Origin of the sequence: Nostoc sp. (genome assembly GCF_036919675.1) — a bacterium.
In the GTDB taxonomy this organism is placed as follows: domain Bacteria; phylum Cyanobacteriota; class Cyanobacteriia; order Cyanobacteriales; family Nostocaceae; genus Nostoc.
The window spans coordinates 12,546-24,576 of sequence record NZ_JBALCP010000061.1; the positions used below are offsets into that span (position 1 = coordinate 12,546).

General features: G+C 41.8%; 7 protein-coding genes. 4 read left to right on the forward strand and 3 right to left on the reverse strand.

Going from position 1 to position 12,031, the window contains the following annotated elements:
* Positions 1 to 53 precede the first annotated feature (53 nt).
* Together V7K49_RS12610 and V7K49_RS12615 are read left to right on the forward strand one after the other, a co-directional pair.
* A complete protein-coding gene (locus V7K49_RS12610) occupies positions 54 to 2,099 on the forward strand; it encodes a M23 family peptidase (RefSeq protein ID WP_335205780.1) in 2,046 nt (681 codons plus the stop codon).
* A 3-nt stretch (positions 2,100 to 2,102) separates the two neighbouring features.
* A complete protein-coding gene (locus tag V7K49_RS12615; RefSeq protein WP_335205781.1) occupies positions 2,103 to 2,831 on the forward strand; it encodes a hypothetical protein in 729 nt (242 codons plus the stop codon).
* Positions 2,832 to 3,005: 174 nt separating this feature from the next.
* Here the strand turns inward: V7K49_RS12615 and V7K49_RS12620 are convergent, their stop codons facing one another.
* The gene (locus tag V7K49_RS12620; RefSeq protein ID WP_335205783.1) at positions 3,006 to 4,112 is read right to left on the reverse strand and encodes a DUF5895 domain-containing protein; all 1,107 of its coding nucleotides are present in this window, start codon (positions 4,110 to 4,112) and stop codon (positions 3,006 to 3,008) included.
* 253 nt (positions 4,113 to 4,365) lie between these two features.
* On the opposite strand from V7K49_RS12620, the gene V7K49_RS12625 reads away from it, so the two are divergent.
* A complete protein-coding gene (locus tag V7K49_RS12625) occupies positions 4,366 to 6,255 on the forward strand; it encodes a type IV secretory system conjugative DNA transfer family protein (protein WP_335205785.1) in 1,890 nt (629 codons plus the stop codon).
* Between the two features lie 121 nt (positions 6,256 to 6,376).
* Positions 6,377 to 7,744 carry a transposase gene (locus tag V7K49_RS12630; protein ID WP_335205787.1) on the forward strand — a complete coding sequence of 456 codons (1,368 nt, stop codon included), beginning with the start codon at positions 6,377 to 6,379 and terminating at the stop codon, positions 7,742 to 7,744.
* Between the two features lie 359 nt (positions 7,745 to 8,103).
* Here V7K49_RS12630 and V7K49_RS12635 read toward each other — a convergent pair whose 3' ends face one another.
* A complete protein-coding gene (locus V7K49_RS12635; RefSeq protein ID WP_335205788.1) occupies positions 8,104 to 8,301 on the reverse strand; it encodes a hypothetical protein in 198 nt (65 codons plus the stop codon).
* A gap of 35 nt (positions 8,302 to 8,336) precedes the next feature.
* Positions 8,337 to 12,023 (reverse strand): NB-ARC domain-containing protein, encoded by a 3,687-nt coding sequence (locus tag V7K49_RS12640; RefSeq protein WP_335205789.1) that lies wholly within the window; start codon positions 12,021 to 12,023, stop codon positions 8,337 to 8,339.
* Positions 12,024 to 12,031: the final 8 nt, after the last annotated feature.

Genomic DNA, 12,031 nt, shown 5'->3' on the forward strand with positions numbered 1-12,031 from the left:
TAAATTACTTTGCTTTTTTTGGTATAGTTGCTGTAATTTTTAAACCTAAAATTATGAAGATACCAAAAGCATGGATATCTCTTCTGTTTGTCATTGCTTGTATTATTTATAGTATCGCTGTACAAGCTACAATCAACACATTTGGTGATGGCAATTTACCGACTCGAATTGTAGAAGTTGCAAATCCTCAGTCGAGACTACCTGCTACTAAAGTTTTGCTGCCAGACTGGAGCCGCATTTCTCTGGCCCAGCTACCAGGTATCAGTCAATCCGGTGCAATTGATGGCAGTCCCTACAGTCAAACACTAGGTTATGACCTCAGTCGCACTTGGAATGTGGGTATGACTCCTGACCAATATTTGAAGTTAGGAGATATCAGTGAAGCATTACAGGCAGAGGAGTTTTCTTTGCAGGCGATCCAGGCGATCTGCGCTTCTCTGCGAGACGCTACGCGAACGCAGCAGCGCTTCGCTATCGCTCTGGGCACAGTACCAGAGGCGAACACAGACATTAACAGTATAGATTCAAATAAAATTGCCTTGAGTGAATTTCCCCTAATTGGGGAGCAGACATTGAGCCATTTAGCTCAGGTTGTTCCAGAATTAGCTAAGACACAAGTAAACAATATTACACCTGTTGCAACCTTACTAAAATCTAAGGGAATTGCCGCATCTAATTTAACACTAGCTCAGGTACTAACACAGTATGAAGTTGGGCAAATGAAGCTGGGAGAAATCGACTTGTCAGAGTTTTCTATTTCTTCAATTCCTAACTTAGATGCAGTACAGCTACAACAATTTACAGGTTGGATGAATAGCAATGTTTCGGATATTCCTGGTTTGGGACAAGTACCTTTAGGATTAATGCCTAATCCCATCACTGAAATTGGTAGCTTGGTAATGCGGATTGATGTAGTTTATGGGCCAGCAGAAAACCGCCGTAACAATACGATTTCTGGTTCAGACGTGCAAGGGTTTTCTGTGCCTTGTACTGTAAAAGACTGCGCTTACTTAGAATTGGATGATTTGGAGAATACAGGTCGTAGCGATCGCAGTAAATTGGAAGGAAAGCAGTGGATTTCCGGTAAATACCAAGAAGTCGAGGGCGGGCGGGGTATCCTAAAAGCAGTGAATAACGGTCGGGAACCAACAGGACGGCTACCGTTTGGTAAAGCTTTTAAGGTGGTGGTAATGGAGCCGGATGAAACTACTGATACGGTGGATACGGCTTTGTTCTTTCGGTTCTGTGCTTGGCGAATGGGTTGTACACCTTACTTTATCGGCCCTGTTCCTTTTTTCAGCTACAAGGTTAACTCCCTGATATTTGTAGGTAATTTGAGTGAACAGAGGACAAATACCGCGTCTTTACCAACTGGAGCGACAAGAGAGCCTAAAGCTAGGACTACCAACGGTACTGGAGTAAGAGAGAAGATTAATCCATGCACCTTTAGTAATGGTAGTCGGTCGATAACAGATCAATCACTCTCTGGTATTGATTTGCGATTGCCTCCGGCAGTGCGCTTGGCGCAATCGCTCTCAAATGCAATCGCGGAGATTGAGAGCGCTGGTAGCGGGGATTACAAAGCCATTGGCATACATACTTGTGCAGATGGGGGTTTAAATTGTGGTCGCGCTCTCGGTCGCTACCAGTTCATGAGTTCTAACCCTTATGCAGTGCAGTTAATTGCTGTCAAGCCTGGAGGTCAAGAGTTCCTGAGTCAAGTGGAGCAAGGGCATCAACCAACAGAGGCTGAACTATTTGAGTTTTTTCCTCCAGCTGACCAAGATAGGGCGTTTATGGCTGATATGGCTAACAAAATTCAAGTGACACAAGAGCAAATCGATCCGGCTACAGGAGAGCGATTTACGGGCGAACGCCTAATTGAACGAGTGGCTCAAAAGCACTTTGGTGGTGATTACAGCAAAGTTGATGGAAATGGCTCAGATGCCCTCGGTCGCCTCAGTCTCAAAGATTACGGCAAAACTGCTTTAGCTAGTTATCGCAACAACGGTAATAGCGATAATGGAACGCTGACCTGTTCTCCTAATGTAAATTCTAGCTACATCAGCACTGCTAAAAATACTGAAAATGGGAGGTAGAGTATGGCAGATTTATCTAAAACTTTTATTACTTCACCCCATGAGATAAAAGAAATACTGGATACTGAGTTGCATTCAAAAATACACTTTGGGCAAACAGGGGAAGGAAAGGGAGTTTATTCTGACTCCGCCTCCCCTACTCAGTCTCAACCACTGAAGACAACTGCATATCAATTACCAGCACCGACTATGAGGGTACGCTACTGGGTTCATTGGTTTCGCATTGGTTTGGGCATCTTTTTGTTGCTGTCGATTCTCATGAGCTTAGGGGGCTGTAGCTTAAATGCGGCAACCGTTACTTGGAACAAAGCTGCTAATGTTGTGCCTGCAACAGTCGTTGAACAGGTGATTGTAGAAAATACAGAGTTGAATGCCAAAGTATCTGCTAAAAATATACTGGCTTGGAGTGTGGAAGGGAAAGACGGTAGGTTCGCAGTTTTCAACTTAAATACGCCTGATGTCTGTGGTGCTTTGGGATGTCTGTATACTGGTTACTGGCTCAGAAAGGACAAACCAATTACTCAGGTATTCTTGAGTTACTTGAATCCCAATCTGCCACCAGATAAGCATTTGTTGTCAGTGGGAGAGAACCGAGGTCAGGCATTACCGTGCATTAAAGTACTGCAAACCGAGCAAGAGCAGCTACGCCAATTGAATTTTTGTTTCAATGGCACCGGCTATCAACTTGCTGATAGTCAGCTTTTCACTAATAGTAAAAATTCCCAAAGTTGATAACTTGAAAGCTGGAAGATAACTCTGCCATAGTCATCTTAGCTACGGCAGAGTTTTCTTCTAAAACCTCTAGGAAATTCCCATTAAATCGGTATCTAGGTCAGTGGTGGATGAAGAGTGCTGAGTGCTGAGTAGTGGGTAGTTTACCAGCACAGACGCTATAGTTGCATTGGACTATTCCTCATCATCTAGTTCATCGTCTTCCTCCTCAAAATCATCATCGTCTAACTCAGCTTCCAAATCGTCGGTTTCATTGAGGAAGTCGTCATCGTCAATAAGTTGAATTTTGCGAGGTGGCTTGGCTGCTGGTTTCGATTTCCGAACGCTTTGAGTTTTGTTCCTATTCTTATTTGGTGGCAATACTTCCACGTCTACAGATACCGATTCTCCCGGTAAAGCGGGTAGAGATTGAGGTTCATTAAAACCAGCGATCGCATCATGTTGTTGCCAAATTAGGGCTTTAGCTGTGGGCTGACCCAAATAAAATTGAGACAGATTTTCAACGGTGGGTTTGGTATAAGCTACAGTCTTACAACAGTCGTGTTTATTCTTACCTTCGCCTTCTTTGACAGCTTTGAACTCGACTTCCAGTACACCTAAGCTACGCCACCTATCGCTTTTGCCGCTAAATGGCACTTGGAAATAGTTAGCAAAGGTTTTCTCCAAAGAACGGTAAAACTCCTCACGCACTGACTTAAAACTCCAGAGAGCTACATTCTTAAAGCGGACAACGACAGGAGTAGTATGCAGGGGTTGATTATCCTCATCCAGAAACATCAGTGCATGTTCTGAACACACATCCATTGTTTTCTTGTCAAGGTTATGCTTGTATTCATCATAAAGCCCAACAAAAGAACCACCCAAGTCTTCAACATCTGACTTATAACGGATATATTCTGGTACAAAAGCTAAAACTAGTAACCGTGCTTGAGTAATTAAGAGTCCAGTAACATCTTCAGTTAGGGTGACAATAGTTAGGTCGTCCTCAATTGGCATATCAAGCCAGCCAGCCTTTTCTAGCTGGTCTTCTGGAATTAGAAGTCCGGCAGGTTTGTCATTAACGACAATGCCGTAAGGCAGTAACGGTCGTCTAACTTGGTTATAACTGTCGCTGAGAAGTTCTGGGTCAATATCGTCAATATCAAGGTCTGACAATTGAGTGTTAGGAGCTTTGGATTTGGCTGCTTGAGTTTTAGTATTAGCTTTGGGATTATCAGCAGCAGTTTTGGCAGTAGATTGATTAGAGCGATTAGAGTTGTTTGAAACCCTAGATTTAACCATTGGACTACATAAATATGATTGCCCAACGCATGAGGCGTTAGCCTCAAAACTTAGTTGTTTTGCCTATTTTGCTTACCGAATAAAGGCAGAGGCAGAAGGAAGAAAATATAATTTCTGCCCTCTGCGGAAAGGGTCTAAAGCCCATTAATTTATGAAAAACTCAGGCGGGAAAAAGATTTAAAAAGCTTCTATTACCTCTAAAAAAAATGTCCATAAGGTCAATTACCTAGTTTTAACTTGGTAGCTAAAATTTATGTTAAATCCATACTTAACGGCTATGAACCTTTACCAGAAAAATCTACCAGACAACCAGATCACTGCTAACTCGACATTAATTGAGGTGTCATCCTTTCAAGCACAAGAGGCTAGCATTGACTTTGGCAAGTTGTTTCAACAGTATAACAATCCCCAAGGTTGGATGATGGTAGGTGGAATACTGTTCGTTATACTGTTGTTGCAAATCAGTGGTACTGGTAAGGGAAAAATCACCACTGGTAAAGTCTCCGGTATCAGCGAGAAACTAGCAGCAACTAACCTAGCACTCAAGCAAATCAAGGAGTGCAAACACAATAAAGTTACCCTGTGGTCTGGTACTCCTCGCTATTGGGTAAAAGGTAAATGGCGGGGGTTGCTGGCTAACATACAAACTATGCTTGGTGCTGCACCTACAGTTTGGTTTCCCAATGCCGAAAGGGGGACACTGGTAATAGGTGCGCCTGGGTCTGGGAAAACCTACTCTACCATAGACCGGATGTTAGAAAGTGCGATGCAGCAAGGTTTTCCGATTTTACTCTATGACAAGAAGGGCGACCAACTACGACTCCATGCACCCCTAGCTGCACGTTATGGCTATAAAGTACGAGTATTTGCCCCCGGTGAACCCTTTAGCGGTGTGATCAATCCTTTGGATTATATGCGTGATGCACGCGATGGGGTAATGGCGGGGGAAATTGGACAAGTGATTAACCGCAATGCTTCCAGTGGTGGTAAAAGTGATGAGTTTTTTGCTAAAGCCGGGGACTTGTTAGCTAAAGCACTTTTACAGTTAGTTAAGGGTTCACCTTACCCAGATATGGCGATGCTTTATGCGGTGCTGCGGTTGCCAAAACTGGTACAGCGTCTTGACCATGCGGTACAGTCCAAAAGGTTGGATGAATGGGTGGCGACTTCGTTTATTCAATTTTTGAGTGCCAAGGATGCAGAGAAGACTATTTCGGGGATTTTGACCACAGCAGCAGGTACTTTCTCATCTTTCATCCAAGCTGATTTGCTGAGGGCATTTATAGGGAAATCGGACATTCCCACTAAGCTTGAAGGTAGAGAGATGGTGGTGTTCAAGCTAGATGATGAACGCCGCAGTGTGGTTGGGCCTCTGCTGGCAGCGGCAATGCACTTGATGATTGTTGGTAATTTGAGCCGTCCCCGCAAAGACCCGTTGATTATTTCTTTGGATGAATTACCATCAATTAAGCTAGACCGACTGCCACAGTGGATTAATGAATATCGTTCTAATGGTGCCTGCTTTATTCTGGGTATCCAAAGTTTAGAGCAACTTTACGATATTTATGGGGATAAGATGGGGAGTGCGATCGCTTCTGCGTGTAGTACTCATGTTTTGTTCAATCCTGGTAATTACAAAACGGCTGAGGATTACTCTAAACGCTACGGTGAGAAGGAAGTGCTGATTAAAAATCGTACCACGGGGCGATCGCTTGGCGGACAAATGAGCCGTTCAATTAGCTGGAGTGAGAATTTGCAAAAAATGCCTGTAATCAGTGCTGACGAAATTTTGAAATTTCCTCAAGGCAAGTGCGTAATTACCAGTCCTGGTTATAGTTCAGAGGGACAAGCTTCTATTCCCTATCCTTTAATTATTCCAGTGTCCAAAGCCGATGAAAAACGGGCGCATGATAGTGAGGCTCTTTGGGACACACAAGTTAAACCTGCTTTAGAAAGTCAGGTGACAATTCCAGATATTAAAACGCTAACACAAGCATTACATGAACGGATTGAGTCAGCAGCGCGGATGTTGCCATTACCAGAGGAAGATGTAGCACCTGCACATGAGTCTAATAACAGTGAAACTGATGTTTTAGAAAATTTTCCAACACGAGTTTATCAAACACCCGGATTGCAAGGATAAGAGGTTGGTAGCTTTTAATAAGCGAAATATTGTTGTAGAACCAGCCCTTTCAAGGTCTTGTAATTTTCCCCAAATTATAGTTAGTTGAAAAAATAAAGTTGGTAAACGGGGAATAGCTAGAATGATTATAAGTCAAGTGTTTGAGCGTTTTGTAGAAGAAAGTCCGGTTTCGGTCATGGTTCGCGGACTTCTCGAAACAATTTTATGTCCTCAGAAACTTGACGAGTTATTTGAGAAAAGTGCAAAAACTCAGTATACAAAGGAATTACTGTTCTCTACGGTAGTAGAGATGATGAATACAGTCACTTGTGGCATTAGACCTTCAATTCATGCTGCATATCAAGCTAAAACATCACAAATGAATGTTTCAGTTACTTCTGTCTATAACAAGCTAAATGCAATGGAGACTGATGTAAGTGCTGAATTAGTAAGGGAGACAGGAACTTCAATGGAAGCGATTATTCGGCATTTAAACGGAAGCTTACCAGATTGGCTACCTGGTTATCGGCTCAAAATTTTAGATGGCAATGCAATCGGTGCAAGTGAACATCGTCTAAAACCTCTTCGTGACTGTAACAGTGCGCCTTTACCAGGGCAATCATTGGTGGTGCTTGACCCATCTCTAATGCTAGCAATTGATGTTTTTCCTTGTGAAGATGCTCATGCTCAAGAGCGTTCCTTATTACATAAAGTTTTGACCACAATAGAAGAAGATGATGTGTGGATCGCTGACCGAAATTTCTGCACTTTGAACTTTTTGAGTGGTATCGTAGCGATAAAGGGCTATTTCATCATCCGAGAGCATCAATGTTTTCCTTGGTATGATGTCTCAGAATTTCGCCATATTGGTTCAGTAGAAGGAGGAACAGTTTTTGAACAAACTGTTAAAGTCAGCGATGATCAGGGCTATTTATCGAATATTCGGCGTGTAAAAATAATTTTAGATGAAACTACCCGTGATGGAGACTCAGAAATCTTTATCCTGACTAATCTCTCCACAAAGGTTGCTAATGCTTTACTTGTGGCTCAAATCTACCGTAAACGTTGGACTATAGAAACTTTATTCCAGATTTTAACTGAAATATTTAATTGCGAAATTAAAACCCTCGGTTATCCTAAAGCTGCTGTGTTTGCTTTTTGCGTTGCCTTGGTTTCCTACAATATCCTTTCTGTTGTCCTAGCTGCTCTGAGAAGTATTCATGGCATTAAAAAAATTGAGCAAGAAGTGTCAAGCTATTATCTCGCTGATGAAATTCGCGGGACTTACCGTGGCATGATGATTGCAATTCCCCCTTCAGAATGGAAGGTTTTTGCAAAAATGAATCTAATTGAACTGGCCAACATACTTCGAGACTTGGCATCTCGTGTTAATTTAGTTGTTTTCGCGTCCCATCCTCGCGCACCAAAAAATACAAGAAGGGTACTAAAACGTACTCGTCCTTCCAAACGACCCCATGTTTCTACGGCTAAAATTCTATCCCAAAAATAATACCTAAAAACAGACACCTTGAAAGGGCTGGTTCTATGTTGGATATATTGTTGCTCACAGCGTAGAATCTTCAGTGTTTGCTGTTGGATTTAGGCAGCCTTTTTTCGCTTTTTTAGGTTGTGTTCACCTCGTTTAACTCAGTGTTATAAGCTGTCGCATCTGTAATTTTCTAGAGCATTACAGATAGCAGTTATTTCTCAAATTTGGGTAGATAAGTGCGATCGCCCTCCCGGAAAGTGACATAAGAGGGGTATTACGGCGGCTTGGGAAATGCGATCGCCATTCAAAAACCAAAAACTCTAACTACAAAAATGCGATCGCTATTTTGTGCTAGTTTTGGTACTTTTTTCAGGAGCAGGCTATAAGCCTCTATCTGTTCCTGGAGAGCGATCGGATTCTACTGTTATTTCAGGAGCTTTTTTAGGTTCTTTATTTTCTACTTTGATATTTTGATGACTTGATGCATCAGATTTTATGTCAGTGCCTGTATCTGTTCCTGGAAAATGATCAGATTCTACTGTTATTTCAGGAGTTTTTTTAGGTTCTTGATTTTCCATACCGTTTTTTGCACCCAATGTATAATAATTAACCCTTATGTGAGAATAATAGCATCTTCTTCTCTGTCTACTGCACCAAGAGCTTTCAATATATTTTTCTCAGGTGTTGTTAAACCACTTGCGTTTTTAATATTCATACCTTCATAGGGTCTATCAATTCTGATGGTTTTTACACATTCACCTGTTTCAACATCCCAAAGCTTGATGGTTTCGTCTTCGCTGCTACTAACTAAAATGGGACTATTAGGACTAAAGGCAATTGACCGTACAGCTTTGTGGTGTCCCTGAAATGTTTTGAGAACAACACCTGTACTGGTATCCCACAATTTAACAGTCTGGTCGTCACTGCCACTAGCTAAAATCTTGCCATCTAAATTAAAGGCAATTGTTCTAACTCGATATGTGTGACCTTTCAACGTTTGTAGACATTGCCCCGTATTAACATCCCACAACTTAATAGTCCGGTCTCCACTGGCACTAGCAAGAATATCTGCACGGAGATTGAACATAACATATAAAACCCAATCACTGTGTTCTGACAAAGTTTGTAAACAAATTCCTGTACTTACATCCCAAATTTTGATAGTGTTGTCATCGCTACCACTGGCTAGGATTTTACCGCTAGGGCTAAAAGTAATTGTTTTTACTTCATGAATATGTCCTTTCAACGTTTGTAAACATTCTCCCGTATGCCAGTCCCAAAGCTTTACCGTTTGGTCACGACTGCCACTTGCTAAAATTTGTGCATTTGGACTGAAGCTAACAGAATGTACCCAACTATCATGTCCCCAAAGTGTTTGTAAACACTCTCCTGTACTTACATCCCAAAGTTTGATAGTTGTGTCGTCGCTGCTACTTGCCAGAATCTGACTTTTTCGTTGCTTCCCAATATCAGATGACGTTATGCTTTTTTCACCTGTGTAACCATCTAGGTCTTTGGAAGCAAAGGTAACTGATGATACCAGATTAGTATGCCCTTGTAAGGTTCGCAGGTATTGTCCTGTCTTCACATCCCATAATCTCACCCGTTGGTCTTGGCTACTACTCGCCAACATTTGACCATCTGGACTAAAAGCAACGGATAATATCCAATTAATATACCCATCCACTGTTCTCAAACATTGTCCAGTGCGGATATCCCATAACTTCATGGTTTGGTTTTCACTAATACTCAGCAAGCTTTGACCATCTGGATTAACAGCAACCAACCAAATGCGTGAAGCGTTGCTATCGCCTGTAGGTGAATTACTACCCTCATACAAAGTTTGCAGACATTTTCCTGTAAAGACATCCCATATTTTAACAGTTTTATCCTCGCTCCCCGTCACCAGTGTTTGACCATCTGGGCTGAAAGCAACTGCCCACACATGACTGTTGTAATCTGGTAATATGTTTATGCATTTACCACTGGCTAAATCCCAAAATTTTACCGTTGTGCGATCGCTTCCTGTTGCCAGTGTTTGCCCATCTGGGCTAAGAGCAATAGATAATACCCAATTGATGGGGATTTCTAGGACTCGCAGGCAAGAACCTGTGTTTACATCCCACACTCTCACAGTTTCGTCTTCACCCCCTGTTACCAAAGTTTGTCCATTGTCAGTGAAAGTAGTAAAAATTACCCGATTGCTATGCCCTAACAAAGTTTGCAGACATTCACCAGTTTTGACATTCCACAATTTTACCGTTTGGTCGTTGCTACCACTGGCTAAAATTCCTCCATCTGGACTAAAAGCGAGGGATTGCACCCAACTTGTATGACCTCGCAGAGTTTTCAGACATTGCCCAGTATTGACATTCCACAATTTTACCGTTTGGTCGTTGCTACCACTGGCTAAAATATCTCCATCTGGGCTAAACCTAAGTGATTGTACCCAAGCAGCATGACCATTACAGGTAATAATTTGTTTGATGTTTGCAACAGACCATAACCAAATCTCATTATCAATGCTTGTTCCTAATAGTTTTCCATCTGGGCTAAAAGTCGCTGCTAAAACACCCCCTAAAGTTCGAGTCAAAGCAGACTTACTAAGATCCGCATTGGTGAAGTTAACTCGATGCAAATTCATATCCTGTAGGTAAGCTTGCCAAACTGTTAAGTTAGAAAAATCATAGCCACTCAGATCAATATTAAGCTGCCAAAGTAAATTGAGAATATTACCACCCGCATATCCTGGTTTTCGAGGGGCAAAAGACTTCAGCTTTGATAAAAGTTGATTCAAATAGTTTTGCACATTTTCTGGGACACCAAAAAGGTTTAGTAATTTATCTGCAATGGGCTTGAGGAGTAGCCGAACTTGTGCATTTCTCACATAATCTTTGGCAGTAGCTCTGATTAATGCACAACTATCAAATAGGGCTATTTCTCCAACTTGAATTTCTTGACAAATCCGCTCAACTAAGCTGTTGATAACATACTCCATCACCACTGGTTGTTGAGTAAAATTTCCAGCAGTCTTCTCAATTAGTGAGCGCAATTGTAGAGACTCTAAAGTTTCTAACAAATCTCTGAGTGAAACAGCAGGAATAATGTCCTCTTGTAATTCCCTAAATGATACCCATTCTCGATTAATTGTCAGCCAGTACATTACCTGTTGTTCTAAAGTTGACAATCGATGAAACTGCTGGTCAAGTAAGTCAGAAATATCACCAAAAACAATGGTTCCTTGTTCCAAAAACTGAGCAACATTTCCGTCAAATAACTCATGAATAGTAGTTGCAACAATCTTCAACGCTAAAGGATTGCCTGCATACAACTCTATCAACGATTGACATTCATTTTCTGAAACCGAAAAGCCTTTTTCTGCGAGAATTTTCTCGCCTTCTCCCCCTGTTAAGCCAGATAACCTCAGTGAACGAATCGGAGAATTGATACCTTCTTTAATCCTAATTTCTCTGGGTTTCTCCCTACTGGTCAACACTAGACAACTTTGATGGTCAGTCTCTCCCAAACTTCTGAGCAGTTGTCCATATCCTTCATACCCTTGGCGATATGCTCCTGCACGTTTGTCACTTGATAAAATTGACTCTACATTATCTAAGACTAATAAACAACGCTCTGCACGCAAATATTCTATCAAACAACAGATTTTACCGTCTAAGTTCTCTGGTAAAGTTGTTTCTTGCTGATGGGACAAAAACTTAATTAGGTCATTCAAAAGCTCATGAATTGGTGGCGCATTACGCAGACTTCGCCAAATCAGGTACTGAAATTCGGTTTGCAAAAGCTGCGCTAATTTTACAGACAAAGCTGTTTTACCAATTCCACCCATACCGATTAAAGTAATCAGTCGGCAATGGTCATTAATAATCCATTGTTTTAGTGTAGCTAATTCTTCGGTGCGCCCGTAGAAAACTGAGACATCAATCGCCTCTCCCCAGTTTTGATTATTAGTGGTTACTGCTCCAGTATTTTTATCTTGATCTACAGTCCGGGACGGCAGTTCAAAATCCAAATCAGCGATTTCTCTCCACGAGAGTGCCAACTTCTGACAAAGTTCTTCAAACGTTAGATAGTCAACTGGTTTACCTGTGAGAAAGTTGCTGACTGTAGCTAAAGCCAACCCTACATCAAAAGCCAAAGCTCTTTGGCTGGGGAAGCCGTTACGTTTGACTGCCAGTTTGACTTTCTGAATGAACTCCTGACGAACCCTAAGCGACCTTGACATGGCTCGTTTGATTAGGACTTGATGAATTTTACCACTAACGCGTTCAAAGTCAGTCACAACTCAGA

What these genes read in the sequence shown, in the direction of transcription:
- V7K49_RS12615 (WP_335205781.1), top strand. Translation starts at nt 2,103, where the DNA reads ATGGCAGATTTATCTAAAACTTTTATTACTTCACCCCATGAGATAAAA.
- V7K49_RS12610 (WP_335205780.1), top strand. Translation starts at nt 54, where the DNA reads ATGAAGATACCAAAAGCATGGATATCTCTTCTGTTTGTCATTGCTTGT.
- V7K49_RS12625 (WP_335205785.1), top strand. Translation starts at nt 4,366, where the DNA reads ATGTTAAATCCATACTTAACGGCTATGAACCTTTACCAGAAAAATCTA.
- V7K49_RS12630 (WP_335205787.1), top strand. Translation starts at nt 6,377, where the DNA reads ATGATTATAAGTCAAGTGTTTGAGCGTTTTGTAGAAGAAAGTCCGGTT.
- V7K49_RS12635 (WP_335205788.1), bottom strand. Translation starts at nt 8,301, where the DNA reads ATGGAAAATCAAGAACCTAAAAAAACTCCTGAAATAACAGTAGAATCT.
- V7K49_RS12620 (WP_335205783.1), bottom strand. Translation starts at nt 4,112, where the DNA reads ATGGTTAAATCTAGGGTTTCAAACAACTCTAATCGCTCTAATCAATCT.